16 protein-coding genes are annotated in these 17,951 nt (G+C 48.8%); 7 read left to right on the top strand and 9 right to left on the bottom strand.

The window, feature by feature from the left end; all coding sequences use genetic code 11:
• Positions 1-178: 178 nt before the first annotated feature.
• On the top strand, positions 179-499 hold the full coding sequence (locus H6F91_RS00285; protein WP_190774927.1) for a hypothetical protein: 321 nt from the start codon (positions 179-181) through the stop codon (positions 497-499).
• A gap of 212 nt (positions 500-711) precedes the next feature.
• On the opposite strand, the gene H6F91_RS00280 is transcribed toward H6F91_RS00285, so the two are convergent.
• The 3 genes from H6F91_RS00280 to H6F91_RS00270 form a co-directional block, all read right to left on the bottom strand.
• The gene (locus tag H6F91_RS00280) at positions 712-1,134 is read right to left on the bottom strand and encodes a nuclear transport factor 2 family protein (RefSeq protein ID WP_190774928.1); all 423 of its coding nucleotides are present in this window, start codon (positions 1,132-1,134) and stop codon (positions 712-714) included.
• 270 nt (positions 1,135-1,404) lie between these two features.
• Complete coding sequence (gene cynS / locus H6F91_RS00275) at positions 1,405-1,854, bottom strand: cyanase (RefSeq protein WP_190774929.1); 450 nt, start codon at positions 1,852-1,854, stop codon at positions 1,405-1,407.
• A gap of 417 nt (positions 1,855-2,271) precedes the next feature.
• Positions 2,272-3,063, bottom strand: coding sequence for a response regulator (locus H6F91_RS00270; RefSeq protein WP_190774930.1), 792 nt, complete (start codon positions 3,061-3,063; stop codon positions 2,272-2,274).
• 429 nt (positions 3,064-3,492) lie between these two features.
• Here H6F91_RS00270 and H6F91_RS00265 point away from each other — a divergent pair, with 429 nt between their 5' ends.
• Positions 3,493-5,238, top strand: a complete 1,746-nt coding sequence (locus H6F91_RS00265; protein WP_242035563.1) for an ATP-binding protein — start codon at positions 3,493-3,495, stop codon at positions 5,236-5,238.
• A 296-nt stretch (positions 5,239-5,534) separates the two neighbouring features.
• Here the strand turns inward: H6F91_RS00265 and H6F91_RS00260 are convergent, their stop codons facing one another.
• Positions 5,535-5,933, bottom strand: a complete 399-nt coding sequence (locus H6F91_RS00260; protein ID WP_190774931.1) for a hypothetical protein — start codon at positions 5,931-5,933, stop codon at positions 5,535-5,537.
• Positions 5,926-6,807: a pirin family protein gene (locus H6F91_RS00255; RefSeq protein WP_190774932.1), complete on the bottom strand. Its 882-nt coding sequence runs from the start codon at positions 6,805-6,807 to the stop codon at positions 5,926-5,928. The genes H6F91_RS00260 and H6F91_RS00255 overlap by 8 nt, the downstream gene beginning before the upstream one ends.
• Positions 6,808-6,959: 152 nt before the next feature.
• Here H6F91_RS00255 and H6F91_RS00250 point away from each other — a divergent pair, with 152 nt between their 5' ends.
• A complete protein-coding gene (locus tag H6F91_RS00250) occupies positions 6,960-7,502 on the top strand; it encodes a PadR family transcriptional regulator (protein WP_190774933.1) in 543 nt (180 codons plus the stop codon).
• 51 nt (positions 7,503-7,553) lie between these two features.
• Here the strand turns inward: H6F91_RS00250 and H6F91_RS00245 are convergent, their stop codons facing one another.
• The 3 genes from H6F91_RS00245 to H6F91_RS00235 form a co-directional block, all read right to left on the bottom strand.
• On the bottom strand, positions 7,554-8,570 hold the full coding sequence (locus H6F91_RS00245) for a formamidase (RefSeq protein WP_190774934.1): 1,017 nt from the start codon (positions 8,568-8,570) through the stop codon (positions 7,554-7,556).
• 258 nt (positions 8,571-8,828) lie between these two features.
• Positions 8,829-9,833: an ABC transporter ATP-binding protein gene (locus H6F91_RS00240; RefSeq protein WP_199307570.1), complete on the bottom strand. Its 1,005-nt coding sequence runs from the start codon at positions 9,831-9,833 to the stop codon at positions 8,829-8,831.
• Between the two features lie 76 nt (positions 9,834-9,909).
• Positions 9,910-10,518 carry a TetR/AcrR family transcriptional regulator gene (locus H6F91_RS00235; RefSeq protein ID WP_190774936.1) on the bottom strand — a complete coding sequence of 203 codons (609 nt, stop codon included), beginning with the start codon at positions 10,516-10,518 and terminating at the stop codon, positions 9,910-9,912.
• A gap of 267 nt (positions 10,519-10,785) precedes the next feature.
• On the opposite strand from H6F91_RS00235, the gene H6F91_RS00230 reads away from it, so the two are divergent.
• The 3 genes from H6F91_RS00230 (at position 10,786) to H6F91_RS00220 (ending at position 13,933) form a co-directional block, all read left to right on the top strand.
• Positions 10,786-11,985, top strand: coding sequence for an ABC exporter membrane fusion protein (locus H6F91_RS00230; protein ID WP_190774937.1), 1,200 nt, complete (start codon positions 10,786-10,788; stop codon positions 11,983-11,985).
• Positions 11,982-13,157, top strand: a complete 1,176-nt coding sequence (gene devC, locus H6F91_RS00225; protein WP_190774938.1) for an ABC transporter permease DevC — start codon at positions 11,982-11,984, stop codon at positions 13,155-13,157. Before H6F91_RS00230 ends, devC begins: the two co-directional genes overlap by 4 nt.
• Positions 13,158-13,234: 77 nt before the next feature.
• Positions 13,235-13,933: a DevA family ABC transporter ATP-binding protein gene (locus tag H6F91_RS00220; protein WP_190774939.1), complete on the top strand. Its 699-nt coding sequence runs from the start codon at positions 13,235-13,237 to the stop codon at positions 13,931-13,933.
• Between the two features lie 50 nt (positions 13,934-13,983).
• Here H6F91_RS00220 and H6F91_RS00215 read toward each other — a convergent pair whose 3' ends face one another.
• Entirely contained in the window at positions 13,984-14,604 is a 621-nt protein-coding gene (locus tag H6F91_RS00215) for a hypothetical protein (protein WP_190774940.1), read from the bottom strand.
• Positions 14,605-15,234: 630 nt separating this feature from the next.
• Here H6F91_RS00215 and H6F91_RS00210 point away from each other — a divergent pair.
• The gene (locus H6F91_RS00210; RefSeq protein WP_199307558.1) at positions 15,235-17,895 is read left to right on the top strand and encodes a PAS domain S-box protein; all 2,661 of its coding nucleotides are present in this window, start codon (positions 15,235-15,237) and stop codon (positions 17,893-17,895) included.
• The last annotated feature ends 56 nt before the right edge of the window (positions 17,896-17,951 follow it).

The following is a 17,951-nucleotide window of genomic DNA, read 5'->3' as shown; positions in this document are numbered from 1 at the left end:
TATCCAGGTTACTTCAACATCTATTGGTGCATCTAGCGCTTGATTTCAAACGTGTTTAATGTGTGGAGTGATCAGATTTGTGTTCTGTTCAAGTTGCCGCATTCGTTCCCCAACAGAAGTGGCTCGCTGATGCAATGGTACGCCCCGGGACGATCTTTCAGGTCATTTACTACAACGCTTGCACCGAGAAGCGATTAGCACAAAGCGCAACTCCGAAGGAAGCGCTGAGGGTGAAAGCGAACAATCCAAAGCATTACTGAATGAGTTGATGAGTTATCCCGGCATTGCTGAGGTTTGGCATCCTTCCGCTCGAACAACTCAAAATACTATGCTGTTAACCGTTCATCTCAAACGAGGGGATCTAGAATTAGAGTTTTTCTCAACGATCGCTACTCTCGGCACTCCCTATGACATTACCTTGCAAGAACTGAGGATTGAGTGTTTGTTCCCAGCTAATGACAACACAGAACATAACTGGGAACAAATCTTGAAATCTTAAAACTTAAATCGGTTGATCGTGTCAAGGGTATCTTAGCGATGCAATGTTCCTTCTGTGGACATCTCAAAATTCATAAGCTCGCAATTTATCCCACACTTCTTTGAGGCACAACCGATTACTAAGCTCAATAGATTCATGTTGGAGCAAGCAGAAATCTCAATCGTTGAACCGTGTTTCAAATTGTTGAACGTCTTTAAATTTCACACCCACCGCTATCTTTCCCAAAGAAATTTGCGATCGGATTCTTTAATGGGAACATCGTTAATGCTAGCGAAGCGACGCATCATGAGACCGTTTTCAGCAAACTCCCAGTTTTCGTTGCCGTAGGAACGATACCAGAACCCCGAGTCATCATGCCATTCGTATTCAAAACGCACCGCGATGCGGTTATCCATGAAGCACCACAGTTCTTTCTTCAGACGATAGTCGAGTTCTTTGGCCCACTTGCGCTTGAGAAACTCGCGGATAGCATCTCGTCCGGTAACAAATTCGGCGCGGTTTCGCCATTCAGAGTCTTCAGTGTAGGCTAGAGCGACGCGATCGGGATCGCGAGTATTCCAGGCATCCTCGGCAGCCTGAACTTTGGCTTTGGCTGTTTCCAGGGTAAAGGGAGGGAAGGGAGGTTTACTTTCCATAGCTAGACTTTCTGCTTGCGATCTGGAGAAGAAATAATGACGAAACAAGCGGGATTATTCTTCAAATCAGCCCTTATGTTTGGTGGTATTTGTTTAAGGGGCGAATTAGTAGAATACTAATATAGTATGCCCGGCCAATAAGGCTAATTTGGCGTTTACGTTAAATTGACGATCGCTTCATTCTGAAATTTCTCAATGCTTGAGAAGAACGTGAAATGGCATGAATAGTTGTGTTGATAATGTGTACAACTATTCATGTCCTTAAGTGTCTTACCACTTTTTATAGGGAAGGAATTTGCCGTTCATAGTGACTTTGACGCGATCGCCCTTGGGATCTTCTACTTTTTCCACATCTAATGTGAAATCAATTGCACTCATAATGCCATCGCCAAATTTTTCATGAATAACATCTTTTAAAGGCATTCCATACACTTGCATGATTTCATAGAAGCGATAGATCAACGGATCGGTTGGGACCAATGGTCCTAAGCCTTTCGCAGGATATTCCATTAATTCAGAAGCTAAATCGGCACTCAAGCCTAAAGCTTCTAGAATTTGGGTAGCTTCTTCCATGGATGCGCTAGCCTGCCGGTAGAACACTGCTGCGATCCACACTTCATCGCGACCTAATTTCTTTTCCAATTCGGCAAAGGTAACACCCGTTGCTTCCTTGGCGGCAAGTAATTTCTTCGTGATTTCGGGAATTTCGATTGCAGGCATGACTAATCTCCTTGAAATACAGACTGTGTAATTCGCACAACTCGAAATTCATGCAAACAACTTATCAAGACTTTTTAGAAAAGACATTGAAACTTCTTTGGCAAGAGTAGGACTTTCTTTTGATGCTTTTAAAAAGCATCTTGTTTCATATAGCTATAAAGAAATTTACTATGTTCTAGAAATACAAAATTTGTCAAATTGAGTATTTTGATACAGAATATTTATTTACCATTAGTAGCCTTAAAAGCAGTGAGATGGGTACGGTTGACACTTACCCATGATGCAATCCGCATAATCCGCATAATTCATCAGAGATAATTCAAGTGCTGGTGTTCTTGTGTCAGTAATGTAGCATGCTACATTACTGACACAAGAACACCAGCGTATTAGCAAGCCTTAAAGCGGAGAATAAAGCGTTTACGACATTGCAACCTGAACTTCTGTCGCTATTCGCCAGGCTTGAGGAGATGCATTATGGAACTGCCGAAATTGGCGTACGAAGTAGCTGACATCGGCATAGCCTACGGCCTCTGCAACGTGATTGACGGTTTGAGCAGTGCTTGTCAGGAGTAATCGAGCTTGGACCATGCGCCGCTCAATAATCCACCGTTTGACAGTGCGGCCTGTTTGCGTTTGAACCAGGTGAGTCAGGTATGCTGGGGAGTAGCCTGCTGCCTGAGCTACGTCTGTGAGGCTAATGGGTTGGGTGTAATGAGCTTCGATAAAGCGAAAAACGGGATCGAGTTTGGGGTTACTGGGAAATATGGAGGGTGGGCTCGACGTCGTTTTTGATAATTCTTCATTCGTCTGAGGATTGTTTGCTGACCAGCGTTTTAGCATTTCCTGGCGAGCTAAGCGGGTATTAATGGCCGCCAGCAATTGCTCCACCGTACAGGGTTTGGTCAGGTAATCATCGGCTCCCAGTTCCATACCCTGTCGCAAGTCTGCCATCGTTACTTTCGCCGTCAAGAAGATGAAGGGAATGGCGGCTGTTGCTGGTTTTTGATGCAGCGTTGACAACACCTGATAGCCATCCAGATCCGGCATCATGATGTCGCACACGATCAAATCGGGAATATATTTCTGAGCCAACTCGACTCCTACAGTGCCACTTTCTGCCGTCAAAACGTGAAAGCCCTCAAAGTGTAAGCATCGCGAGAAAATCTCGCGGGGTTGTGCTTCATCTTCAATAACCAAAATGGTTTTCATCGCGGCTGTTGGTTTGCTGGACAAATGGATGCTGGAAAACTAAGATTTTTAGGATGAAGGCGATCGCCCAACCTTGTTACCTAAGATATAGAACCTATCCAAGACTAAGAGTACTTATTGACAGGAATAGGCCGGGTTTTAACTGAGCCCTTATCCTTGATAATTTTTTTAGAGTATGTCTGTGGTGTAGGAGACTACATATTTTTCAAGATTCGTCTCGAGTTGTAATTTCATTAGTGCGGACAGTTTTTCTAAAACCTTTGATTTTGCGTGCGCGAAGCGCACGCAAAATCAAAGGTTTTAGAAAAACTGTCCAGAGTATTGTAATTTGAGCTTACAGCGTCTGTCGGGTTTACCCATGGTTCTCGCGTTCACACCAACGGTACTCATGACTCAATCTCTTCTTTGGTAGAACTTATTGGCGATGGTATGCGTTCTTCACCTCAAAAGTTAGCCAACCTTTCAGATTCGTTGCCTTTCTCATCTGTTCTACCGGCCAATGATGCACTTCTTGCAGAGGTTTCCTTGACGATTCATGACCTTGTCCCGCAGCTTCCTCTAAAAACCTATGCGGTTTCAAGCCAGGCAACCTATCGAGATTTAACCCGTCATTTTCGGGCTCAGCACGATGCAGCTGGTGTGCTAGTTCATGGGGAGACAACCGGAGTAGCCCTGGCCATGGTATCGCGGCAACGGGTTATGGAGTGGCGATCGCACCGCTCTATCTGGCGAAGCGTACTGGAGCAATCCCTGCCGCAACAATTTCACTGGTGGCAGATTGCCAGGGATTATATGCAGATGGATGAGCGATTGCCCTTACAGGAGGCGATCGAGCAACTGCTGATGCGAGATGCCAATATGGCTTCAGAACCCATTGTCATTTCAACTTCAATAGGAGTGTATCTCTGCGATAGCCAGCAATTTTTACTGGCCTACACTCGATTAACGCAGACCGAGCAGATGATTTCAACCAGGCCTGCGATCGCGACTCTACGTCGGCAGCAGCAGCTTATTCTCAATGCCATTGGGGAGGGGGTATACGGGGTTGATTTGCAGGGAAATGCAACATTTGTGAATCCGGCTGGGGCTCAAATGGTGGGGTGGGAACCGCAGGAGTTAATTGGTAAGTCAATGCACCAAATCTTGCATCATTCCCGTCCGGATTGTTCGCCTTATCCCCAGGAAGAATGTCCGATTTATGCGGCGTTTCAAGATGGAATTGTCCATCGGGTCGCAGAGGAGGTGTTTTGGCACAAGGATGGTACGAGCTTTCCGGTTGAATATATCAGTACGCCGATGCGGGATGAGCAGGGAAAGCTGGTGGGAGCAGTGGTCGCGTTTCGCGATATTACCCAGCGCAAATGGGCTGAGGCTGTTTTGCAGCGTACAAACGAGGAATTGGAACAGCGGGTGTGCGATCGCACCCTTGAGCTACAGCAGGCGAATGAGCAGTTGAAGGAGTTGAGTGAGTTGCGATCGCGTGTGATCACAATGATTTGCCACGAATTCCGCAATCCGTTGAACAACATTTCTCTATCAGCATCATCACTTGAACGATATAACATGCAGCTCACAGATGACCAAAAAGAAACCTATCTGGCAGGCATCCAGAATAATGTTGAGCGCATGACTCAGATGATTGATGCCATTTTAATGATTGGCCGAATTGAAACGAAAGGGATTGAAGTTCAACCCAATCAATTTGATTTAATTCCGTTTTGTCAGGAACTGGTTGCGGAAATTCTGCTAGGTGAAACAGAGAATGCTTATGATGATCAGGACAAGCGAATTCAGTTTAAGTGTCGCTTCAAACGATTGCTCATCACACTTGATCCACGGTTGCTTCGCTCGATTCTGACTAATATTCTTGCGAATGCTTTGCGTTACACTCCTGCACCAGGTTGTATTCAGTTCAAACTGCTCAAGCAGAAGGATCAGGTGACCTTTTGTATTGTGGATCAGGGCATTGGTATTCCGCCAGAAGATTTGCCCTATTTATTTGAACCATTTCATCGAGGGCGCAATGTGAGTAATATTGCGGGAACAGGTTTGGGATTGAATATTGTGAAGCGATTTGTGGATTTGCAGGGTGGACAGATTGATGTAGCAAGTCAACTTGGCAAGGGAACTACATTTCGGGTAACGTTACCGATGCATGGCAAAAATTCTGTGTAAACCTGATCCTAACCCACCGATGCGAAGCGCCACATTCACCTCCCACCGACAACCCTTTAGCGTAAGGGGGACTGGGGGACGGCGCCCCGTTCCCCCAGTCTAGGGGTTTGGGGAGCGACGCGTCCCCAAGCAGGGTATCCAAAGCCAACCCCACTTTCCAGATAGAAATACCTACCTCTTGCACAAAACCCCTATTTTCGGTCACAAAGTGACCAAAAAATAGGGGTTTTGGTGCAAGGTATAAGAATACTAAAGGGTCTTCAACCCCTCAGTATTCTTAGTCAAGCTGGCGATCGCTACAACAAGTTTGCAACATCCGCGTGCGCTAACACAACATCGGGGTTACGTTGAAGGGCAGCATCGTACTTCACAGCAAAGTCACTACCCAGGGTGTCGGGGGTGAGGAGGGTACGAACATCACCGATGAGGTCGGCGATCGCTTCTGCTGTCACAGGTTCGTCGGCATGAAGTAGATCATCCATTTGCACAATCAGTTCGGATAGCCGATGGAGCCAGGCGAATTGATCATGGTTGATGGCGAGATGGAGTAGCTCCCGTGGAGAAACTTGCCCGCGTACTTGTTCGTAGGTGATGCGCTCGGTATCCAGGAGTTGTTTGTGAAGATGCAGCAGTTTAATGCGTAACTCGCTCAGAAGTTGATGTTGGTTGATCCGGTTTTGCAGGGTGTTAGGCATAAATTCGTCCCATTTTTCCAGATTGATAGTCGCGAATAGCTTGGAGGATTTCAGCTTCGGTGTTCATGACAAAGGGGCCGTAACGTACCACGGGTTCGTTGAGGGGTACGCCTGCAATCAGCAGTAAGTCCAGTGGTTGTTGAACTTCGGGAGGGTTGGCGATCGCCACTTCATCGCCATCAGGTGCAAACATTACCATCTGTCCATCCTCTCCCCGTTCCTGGTCGGCACCAAACAGGCCAGAACCTTCCAGAACATAAGCGAAAGCATTGTAATCGCGGGGTACAGGCTGAACGAGCTTTGCTCCCGGTTGGAGCGTTACATGCAGGTAAATAATAGGCGTGCGCGTTTCAATGACCGCTTTTGCGCCTAAAGACTCACCTGCGATTACGCGCACGGTAACGGAACCATCTTTGGTGCGCCCCACAGGAATTTGAGAGGCTGGGATCTCCTGATACCGGGGTGGAATCATCTTGTCACGTTGGGGCAAGTTGACCCACAACTGAATACCATGCAAACGACCTCCAGTACGCGCAAACTCATTCTCAGGCATTTCAGAATGGACAACTCCAGCTCCGGCCGTCATCCACTGCACATCCCCAGCTTGCAGGAGCCCTGCATTGCCTTCGGAATCCTTATGCTCCAGGCGTCCATCTAAGATGTAGCTGACCGTTTCAAAGCCACGATGGGGATGGTCGGGCGCGCCTTTGGCTTGGCCGGGTTTAAGCACAATTGGCCCCAACTCATCCAGCAGAAGAAATGGGTCATAGTCTGAAAAGCTGCTTTTTGGGAAAGGGCGACGTACCAGAAAGCCTGCCCCTTCCAGGGTTTCGACGCTATTGATGATCCCGGCAACGGTGCGGAGTTGGGTCATATAGAGCGATGGGTAATGGTGAATGGGGATGGGACGTAAAGAATGAAAACGTTTACTTGCCCTATCCCATATCTGACTGATCATATAGTAGCATAGACTTATAATGATTTTAGCTATACGGTTGTCCCCCCTTAAGGAGCGGTTATCCGCCTATGTCTCTTGCGTATGTGATTCTTGGGCTTTTGCAGCAGCAGGAGCGCACGGGTTACGACCTGAAAACAGAATGCTTTAACCAATGCATTGCCCATCTGTGGTCGGCAGATCAGGCTCAGATTTATCGCACATTAGAAAAGTTAGAAGGGCAGGGGTGGATCGCCTGTACAGTGGAGATTCAGAGTGATCGCCCCAACCGCAAGGTCTATTGCATCACCAAGGCCGGTCAGACAGAACTCCAGCAATGGTTACAGACTCATCAGCCACCACCCATTCTACGGGAGCCGTTGTTGGTTCAACTTCACTTTGCGGCACAATTGCCAGATGACGCGATCGTGCAGTTGCTGGAGCAGGAGTTAGAAGCACGGCAGAGAAAACTGGAGGAGTGTGACGCGATCGCTCTTCCATCACTGACGACACCGGGCATTTCTCGGGAGCAGAAGATGCAGCGATTGGCTCTGGAGTTAGTCCAGCGGCGGGAACAGGCGTATGTTGAGTGGTTAAGGGGGGCGATCGCTACCCTTCAACATCAACCAGAATAGCGATTGAACGGAAGAACAATGTTCTTCCGTTCAACTTCATCGCACTCGAGTCTATTGAACCGTTTCAATGAGTGGCATGGGTTGATAGGTTCGAGTTGGCGCTGGGAAGCCGCAGGACGTGCCATCCTGATGAATTACTTCCTCTTCCCAGGGTAATTGGTAGCAGCCATTGATCAGATCTTGCATGTAGGTATAGGGGCAATCTTGTGCGCCGCCTTTCACAGCGACATATCCCCGGTGGGCAAACTGGTAGATGTTGTTTTCTACCCCCCAATGGCGACGCGCCTCTTGAACGAGTTTGGGACGTACTTCACCCGTAATAATTTCATTGGGGCGGCCATTTCCAAGAACGAGAGGTGTACCGTCAAAATTGACAATCATGCCCTCTCCCATAGAGTCGAAAGTGCCGTCACTGCCGCACATACAAACAGATGCCGTGTAGATCAGGTTACAGAAGGCATTGGACTGGTTCGTGATGTGCCAGGCATGGCGAATAGGAGCCGTGTACCCTGCTGTGCGAAGCATAATATCCGCACCTTTATAAGCGCATTCCCGCGCCATTTCCGGAAACATGCCATCGTGGCAGATAATTAGGGCCAGGGTGCTCCCATTCGGCCCTTCACAGACAGGAATGCCCAAATTTCCGGGTTCCCAAGGCTCAACAGGGACCCAGGGATGCAGCTTCCGATAGTACAGCTTCAATTCACCTTGATCATCTAGAATAATGCCGCTGTTGTAGGGGTTGCCGTGAGGATTGTATTCCATGATGGAGAAGCAACCCCAAATCCTATTATCTCGGCAGGCAGCGCTAAAGGCAGCTACTTCTGGACCATCCAGGCGACACATAATGTCGGGATTGGTATCCATAGATAGCCCGTGCAGAGAATACTCGGGAAAAACAACCAGATCCATGGAGGGCATATTGCGGCGTGCCTTGCCTACCAGAGAGCATACGTGTTGGGTTTGTTCAGCTAAATCATCGGGAGTAACAACGTTTGGTAACTGCAACTGAACTAAACCCAGCACAACTCCATCTGGAGATTTGTTAAGACCACCCAATCCACTCATGAGAACCCTCCCATTGATGAACAGCTTTTTTGAAACTGACTATACAAAGAGTTAACCAAATCCGCTGAGGGGCTTGTATCCACCATTACTTTTTAGACGCTGATGCCTTCTCAAAGAGCACAAATAAAACAACCGGTCATTCTTTTAGTGGGAGTGGTGACAAAGCTGACGCCCAATGTGAGGGGGGTGAGGTGCAGATGCACCCCACCCCCCTCACATTGGGTTTTCGGTTTCCGGGCAGATTCCAAATACACAGCTTTAAGGAACCATATGACAGGCTACATAGTGCCCGTGGCCGACATCTTGGAAGTTGGGTTCTGGTTCCTGACGGCACCTATCCTGAGCAAGAGGACAACGGGGATGAAAACGGCATCCCTGGGGCGGATTAGCGGGATTTGGGTGTTGACCTTGGAGCCTGGCTTGTTGTCGTCCTACTTCCATCAGGGGTCCTTGAATTGGCATGGTGGAGAGAAGGGCCTGGGTGTAGGGATGGAGGGGATTGGAGTAGAGGGTCGCGCGATCGGCCAGTTCAACAACTTTGCCAGCGTACATAACGGCAATGCGATCGGAAATATTGCGTACTACGCTGAGATCATGGGCAATGAATAGATAGGTTAAACCCAGTTCACTCTGAAGTTTTTGCAATAGGTTGATAATTTGAGCTTGCGTGGCAATGTCCAGGGTGGCCAGAGGTTCATCGCACACAATGAACTCCGGATTAACAGCCATAGCACGGGCGATCACGATACGTTGCCGTTGCCCGCTTGAAAACTCATAGGGGGTGCGGTACATGCACTCTGGATCAAGCCCTACCATTTCTAGTAATTGAACAATACGTTCCAGGCGGGTTAATCCGCCAACCACACCAAAATTATCCAATGGTTCACTTAAGAGGTCACCGATCGTCTTGTGTGGATTAAGGGTGCCATAGGGGTCCTGAAAGACCATTTGCATCCGCTGGCGCATGCCCAGAACGGCTTCCTCGTTTAATTGAGTTAAGTTGATATCTTCGAAATATACGTCACCCTGGGTTGGACGTATCATCTGAAGAATGGCCTGGGCCGTTGTCGTTTTGCCACTCCCAGATTCACCCACCAGTCCCAGAGTTTCACCCCGTTGAATATCGAAGCTGACACCATCTAGCGCTTTGATCGCGCCAATTTGACGCCGAAAGAATACTCCCCGATAAATGGGGAAATGAACGTTCAGGTTGCGAATCCTTAGCAGGGGTGCCGCCTGCTTGGGATAGCTAAGCGGATTCATCTGGAATAGCACCATAATGCGTAGCTCGAAAAAGGGGTGGAGATATATTATGACTCGTTATCTGAAAGGTGAGCGATTACTGGCTCGACTTGCTAGCAGTCACTAACTTTAGTAAACCGTCAAGCAGGCGATCGCGCTCTATCGGCATAATGTCTCCACTATGTAAAATGTCACGTACCATTACGAAGTGGATCAAGGTGGAAACAAATGATCGCGCTGCCACTTCGGGGTCCTCAATCTGAAGGTTAGGATGAGAACTGAGATAGTAGGTGAGGAAGTCAAGACTGGGTTTTTCGATATTCTGAACAAACGATCGAGCTAATTCAGGAAACCGGCCAGACTCACCAATAATAATGCGGAGAAATGTCAGAATTTGTGGATCGCTCGCCACATTGTCGAGCATTCTGCTGGCATATCGTCTTAAAAAGCTGCTCGGTTCCTCCTCAAAGGATTGAATTTTCTGCATTTGAAACAGTTCCTTTCGGGATGCCATGCGCCGAGTGAGCGCGGTGAATAGGGCTTCCTTATCTGGAAAATGCCGATAAACCGTTGCTTTAGATACTCCGGCGGCCGCCACAATGCGATCGATCCGGGCTCCTGCATAACCATGCTCTAAAAACTCTTGCACAGCACCATCCAGGATCGCTTCAGTTTTTTCAGGGGATAAGTCGCGGGAGGTGGCCATTGGAAGTAAATGGGGAATGGGTAGTGGCGCATTCAGGAAAGATGGGGCTGTGCAGCCTCAGAAGTTGCGGTTTACAAGAACTACGCCTTCTTGCATCCAACGAATTGGTCTCAATGTATTGAACTAGTAGCTTATTCACTCATTCACGCATCCACTGATTTACCCTTCGCCCATTGTACCCTTGACACCGCAAGACGAAACTGTTTAGTTTAGTTATATGCGAAACGAAACAGTTTCGTTTCGATCAATGCATACAGGAGTGTGCTGATGCTGCAAGATTTACGGGTCAATAGCTGGAAGGGGCGACAGTGGGCTGGAGTTGCAACGGTGGCTGTGGTGGTCGCTACAGGAGTTGGATATGGGGTTTGGCGATCGCAAATCCCCACCCACTCCGTTGCTCAGGCGGCCGAAGCTTCTCCGCCGCGTCCTATAACTGTGACGGCCTTAGGACGTTTAGAGCCGCAGGGTGAAGTGATTCAGTTATCGGCTCCGTCTAATAGCGGAAATCGCGTGGAGCAGGTGTTGGTGAAGGAGGGCGATCGCGTTCAGGCAGGGCAGGTAATCGCCATTCTGGATAATCGCGATCGCTTGCAGGCAGCCTATGAGCAGGCCCAGGAGAATGTGCGAGTAGCCGAGGCACAATTGGCTATTACCCGTGCGGGAGCAAAGCAGGGAGAAATTGACGCCCAACGGGCTGAAATAGATCGGTTGGAAGCGCAACGACAGGGCGATATTCGGGCTCAAGAAGCAACAGTGGCTCGGTTCATGGCAGAACTGCAAAATGCTGAAATTGACTTTAATCGCTATCAGGCGCTTTACCAGGAGGGGGCTGCCTCTGCTGTAGATTTGGATAGCCGACGGTTGGCGCTCGACACAGCCCGCCGTAGTGTAGAAGAAGCCAGAGCTGTGCTGATACGCATTCAATCCACAAGCCCTGCTCAGCTAAGCCAGGCTCGCGCAAGGCTGGAGCAAATTGCGGAGGTACGTCCTGTAGATGTGCAGGCAAAGCAAGCAGAAGTGAATCGGGCGATCGCCGCTATGCACCAGGCAAAGGCTGAACTGGATCAGGCTTACGTGCGAGTACCCGGAGACCCAGCGCAGTCGCCCGAAGAGTTTGAGGTGCTTGAAATTCACACCCATGCTGGTGAGGTGGTTTCTAGTCACGGTATTGCCGACATTGGAAAGACTCAGCGGATGTATGCGATCGCTGAAGTGTATCAAAGTGACATCAGTCGTGTAAAACCAGGACAAAGCGTTCGCATCACCAGTGACTCAATTTCTAGTGATTTATCGGGAACGGTAGAGCGCATTGACTCGGAAGTCAAACGGCAAACCACTGTGAATACAGATCCCAGCACAAATATTGATGCCCGGATTGTGGAAGTCCATATTGCGCTGGATGTTCCATCGAGCCAACGAGCAGCAAAATTTACCAACTTACAAATTACAGCGGTCATTGAGCAATGATATCCCTTCTTCAGCAATTACAACGGCGCACTCCCCTGGGATGGTTGCAATTGAGCCGAGAACGTAGCCGTTTGCTGGTTGCCCTTTCCGGTATTGCCTTTGCTGATGTCTTGATGTTTATGCAGTTGGGTTTTCAAAGTGCCCTATACGATAGCAACACGAAGCTCAGCCGTGCCCTCGATGCTGATATTGTATTGGTCAGCCCCCAGGCGCGGAACACACAAAACCTAAGCACGTTTTCTCGTCGCCGCTTGTATCAAGCCAATGATATTGAGGGTGTTCAATCGGCTGAACCGTTTTATTCCAACGTTATTACCTGGAAGCATCCTGACACCCGCAAAGAGGCATCCATCCAAGTCATCGCGTTCAATCCGGATCAATCCGCGTTGAACTTGCCGGAGGTCAATCAACAACTCGATCAGCTCAAATTGCCGGATCAGGTTTTGTTTGACCGCAATGCACGGGGCGACTATACGCAGGCGATCGCCCAGGTCGAACAGGGCCAACCCACCACGACAGAAATCGAGCGGCGTACTGTTACCATTGCGGGGTTATTCACACTCGGAGCATCTTTTGGAGCAGATGGCGTTCTGATTGCCAGTGATCAAACGTTCCTCCACTTCTTTCCCCGCAGGGAAGCGGCCAGTGTCAGTCTTGGTTTGATCAAAATTGAACCGGGCTATGATTCCGAGGCTGTTGCGGCTGAGCTTGACGCTTATTTGCCTGAAGATGTCAGAGTTCTCACCCACGAAGAATACATCGCGTTTGAAGAAGGCTACTGGAAAACTGAAAGCCCAATTGGCTTTATTTTTGGATTGGGTACCTCCATGGCCTTTGTTGTTGGGGTAGTCATTGTATATCAGGTGCTATCCACCGATGTGAATAGCCACTTAAAAGAGTACGCCACCTTTAAAGCCATGGGTTATCGCAATCAATACCTGTTGGCTATTGTTTTTGAGGAAGCCATCATTCTGGCTTTGCTTGGCTTTATTCCTGGCTTTGTTTTGCCGATTGGCCTGTATCGCGTCGCGGCACAGGCGACAGCTCTACCAATTTACATGAAATCATCGCGGGCAATCGCTGTTCTTGTTCTGACCATTCTGATGTGTGCCATTTCGGGGGCGATCGCGACTCGCAAATTACAATCTGCTGATCCAGCAGATATGTTTTAACGATTTTCTCAAGGTTTTATTCTTCGTGTGCTATGTGCATGAAAAATAGAACTTCAACCTAAATAAAGGAACTGCGTATGTCTCCTGTCATCTCTATCAGCCATCTCAATCATGTCTTCGGCCACGGCGAATTACGTAAACAAGTCTTGTTCGATATCAATTTAGAGATTAACGCTGGAGAAATTGTGATTATGACAGGGCCGTCCGGTTCCGGTAAAACTACATTACTCACTTTAGTTGGAGGGTTACGTTCAGCCCAGACTGGAAGTTTAGAGATATTGGGGCAGGAATTATGTGGGGCGAGTGCTACTGATTTAACATTGGCTCGGAGGAATAACGGATATATTTTTCAAGCCCATAACCTGCATAACAGTTTGACGGCTGTACAGAACGTCAAGATGGGGTTGGAGCTGCACAACTACCTATCCGTTGCAGAGATGCAGGCAAGAGCGACTGCGATGCTAGAACAGGTGGGATTGGGGCACCGGCTTGACTACTATCCAGATGATTTATCAGGAGGACAGAAGCAGCGGGTCGCGATCGCCCGCGCCCTAGTGAGCCACCCAAAAATCGTTTTAGCCGATGAGCCTACCGCAGCCCTGGATAGCAAATCAGGTCGGGACGTCGTGACGTTGATGCAAACTTTAGCCAAAGAACAAGGCTGTACAATTTTGCTGGTAACTCATGACAATCGAATCTTGGATGTGGCTGATCGGATTGTTCATATGGAAGATGGCAAGCTAGCGAATAATGCCGTTTTAAGCGGTATTGCATAACTTGAGCACCCTCTCACAAAAATAATTATGGGTTATTCAACACCCAATCCTTAGTAGCGCGAGTGTTGACTGACACAAGCTGCGCGAAAAAAGCTGTATAAAGCGACCATTTGAATAACGTGATACTGTACCTCCGGCTGAAGCCAGTTCGTCTCTGATTTGGAGAATAGGAGTGCCAGGATAGCCGCTGCTGATAACCCTACCCCAAGGACTGTCCATATCATCGTGGAGGCCCAAGATACCATCGTTGCCCGCTGTCGTAGCATCAACACAATGATCATCGAGACCAGATAGTCAACAACACTCCAGGCAAAACTCAGGTGGGCGATCGCAAACGATAAACTGATGCTAGCCTTGCACACGGCGATCGCCATGAGCCAATACCGCATAGGCCCCTTTAAAGTCTCCCAAGCCGTAGCAATGATCATCAGGCAACCTGCAATCCCCAGGCTAGCCACAACCCCCTGCCATAGCAAGACTTGCATCCGTAGCGACAGGGTATCCACAAAACCATGCACTGTGCCTCCGAAGGCTGCGGCCAAGCCCGTGCTGACAAAAGCAGCAGCCCAGAGCTGCCCAACGCGCCCTAACCAAACTAGCCTGAGGGCAAAGAAGGCCGCTTCAAGGACGATCACATAATCAGTCAGGGCAATAGCAGGGTTGGCAATCATTCCTCAAAACGGGTGGGGTTTGCACCACACTCTTATAACATCGAGAGGTGAACCGTAGGTACAAACTTGGGGTGATGGTGTTCATAGATACGGGTGATACCAGGCGATCGCAATATCGGAAGCCTCCATAGCCCCTTTGTCCTAAGGTAGATGGCTATGGCGATATCTTCCTCAAAGTTTCTTGATGCCTGTTTTATGGTTAGGACGAGCTTGCTTTGCAGGTCGGTATGTCTAGGTTCAATTGCTTAAATAAGTTATACCAAATCAATATGAAGCTGCGCAGAATGGTGTGGGACGCGTAGCGTCCCGCCACAGCTTCATATAAAACAGTATTAACGCTTGAACAGAGACTTTTTAATGAACTGAAAGTCTACTACCATAGAGATAAATCAGGAATTTAGTCTCTTTCCAAAAGCAGATTTTGCCCTACTGCAAAACAACCATGTTCAACTGCATCTGACTCAACAATGCTTTTTTAATATCCTTGTTGGGACAACGTTTCAGGTTTACTAAGCATTGAGAGAAGCTGGTCGAGCTACCTCATCCATTCAGTAACAAAACTGCTTTTAATGCCGCCAGCTGTTGACTTTGATTGTTTCGTTGTAACTTCTTTGCTAGAAGAAACTTTAAATGACTATGGTTCAATCCCGTGATGTCGCTATGGCGATATCCTCACTGTCCTCCTCCGAACGCAGTCAAGATATCCAGGCCGAAATTCAAGCTACTCTTGGGTTTGTTCCTACTTTCTTTAGTCCTGCGTTTGAAAGTTTATCTGTGCTAGAAAACCTCTGGCAGCAAACTCAGACGGCCTATTTGTTCAACCCGCTTCCTGCTTTATTCAAAGAAAAGCTATCAGCCTATCTGTCGCGCTTTTGTGCTGTTCCCTATTGCATGATCTGCCACAGTTGCTCGCTGTATGGATTGGGAATGCAAGCAGCAGCTGTTCTAGAGTTATTGGAAGCACCCCCACCCAGGGAAGCTGAGGTGGAACATCATTTGGCGGTGCTCGCTGCTCATGGTGAATCGCTACAGGCTTGGCCCTCCGATCTGGAGGTGGAGACCAGTGTTCTATACTGCGCAATTTTTATTGCATTACAGCCTGAGTCCAGTGAGCCACATCGAGCTATGCTACGACAGCTCCTGGGTGTCACTTATTATCATTACCTGGTAAGTTTTATTGCCTATGTTAAAACTTGCCATGTCTGGATGGAAAGCAACCCGGAGGTGGCATATCAGGACGATCGCCGGGTACAGGATTATTTTGCTAGCTTAACCGCAGATACCCCCGAATTGGCGGATTTCTTCATCAACTATTGGGAGCGGGTGCGACGCGATCGCCAAACGTGGGCCGAGCAGCAGGCCGAACTAGCCGAGCGTCAGCGGCATGAGCTTGCCCTGCGTCGGGTAGGTGAGGAGAATCGTTATTTGGGGCAGGCGATCGCAGCCGCTTCCGAGGGCATTCTCGTCACCGATCCCCACCAGCTCGATAATCCCGTCGTGTATGCGAATCCGGCTTTTCTGCGGATGACGGGGTACGAACTGAAAGAGGTCATTGGGCGTAATTGCCGTTTCCTGCAAGGGCCTGATACAGACTCTGTTAGTGTAGGGCTGCTCCGGCAGGCGATTCAAGAACAGCGAGAAGCCACAGTTACCCTATTGAATTACCGCAAAGATGGGCAACCTTTTTGGAACGAGTTGAAGATTTCTCCAGTGTTTTCGGAACGAGGGGAACTCATCTACTTCATTGGGTTGCAAACCGATGTGAGTGAACGCATACGTTCTGAAGAGTCCTTAAAGAAACAGGCGCAATTACTAGAGTTAGCCCACGATGCGATCATCGTTCGAGACATTGACGATCGCATTACATTTTGGAACCAGGGGGCAGAAAAAATCTACGGTTGGCCTCGAGAGCAAGCCTACGATCAAAATTCCCAGGTGCTATTAGAGACTCAATTTCCTAAACCCTTGGGAACAATCCAGGCTGAACTTCTGGCAAATAATTACTGGGAAGGGGAACTGCTCCATACCCGGCAGGATGGACAACAGCGCAGCATTGCCAGCCGTTGGGCGCTTCAGCGGGATAACGATGGTAAGCCAATTGCAATTCTTGAAATCAACAATGACATCACTGAGAAAAAAGCCTTGGAAGCACAGTTCTTCCGGGCTCAGCGGATGGAAAGTATTGGCACGCTGGCAGGTGGTATTGCCCACGATCTCAACAATATTCTCACGCCGATTTTGTCGTCAGCACAGCTTTTGCTAATGCACGCGATTGCCGATGAGAAAAAACAGCAGCAACTTTTGGAAACGATCCAGGCGAGTGCCCGTCGCGGGGGAGCGCTGATTAAACAAGTGCTGTCCTTTGCTCGCGGGGTGGAGGGTAAGCATACAGCATTGCAAGTGCGGCACTTGATTACCGAAATTCGGGAAATTGCCCATGAGACCTTTCCAAAATCCATTGATATGGAGATGGATATTGCCCCAGATTTATGGCTGGTCTCCGGTGAGGCAACGCAGCTCCATCAGGTGCTAATGAATCTCTGTGTGAACGCACGAGATGCGATGCCAGATGGTGGACGTCTGAGATTGAAAGCCGCCAACCTGCATATCGATGAGCAGTACACACGGATGAATCTGGATGCCCACGTAGGCCCTTATATTGTCTTGACCGTAACCGACACAGGCATGGGGATTGCTCCAGACATTCTGGAGCGGATTTTTGATCCCTTCTTCACCACGAAGGAACTGGGACGGGGAACGGGATTAGGACTCTCGACAGTGTTGGCCATTATCAAGGGGCACGGGGGCTTCATCGATGTCAGCAGTACGGTGGGCAAAGGAACGCAGTTCCGGGTATATCTACCGGCTGTTCATGTGGACGAATTAACTCCCGTACCTGAAGAAACCTTCAGTCCGGGTCAGGGCCAAATGATTTTGGTGGTCGATGATGAGGCAGCCATCCGTGAGGTTAGTCAGGCTTCTCTAGAAGCCTATAACTATCGGGTTTTAACAGCCAATGATGGGATTGAGGCGATCGCCCTCTACGCCCAACACAAAGAGGAGATCGAGCTGGTTCTCATTGACCTGATGATGCCTGTCATGGATGGGCCAACAACGATTCGAACCCTCCGCAAGATCAATCCGCAGGTAAAAATTGTCGCGGTGAGCGGGCTGCTCTCCAGTACCCACCTGCCCTCTATTGTGGGCACGGATCTCCATGCCTTTCTGCCCAAACCCTACACGGCGAAGGAGTTGGCGAAATGTCTGAGTGATGTTCTGAACGCGGGATAGGAAGAAGCAAACCCATCAGCAGTAATGGGACTTAGGAGATTTCCAGATAAGAACTT

Source organism: Leptolyngbya sp. FACHB-8, from assembly GCF_014695575.1.
In the GTDB taxonomy this organism is placed as follows: domain Bacteria; phylum Cyanobacteriota; class Cyanobacteriia; order Elainellales; family Elainellaceae; genus Vacuolonema.
The sequence above is the reverse complement of the archived record's forward strand: the minus strand, read 5'-3'. Positions and strand labels throughout refer to the sequence as shown.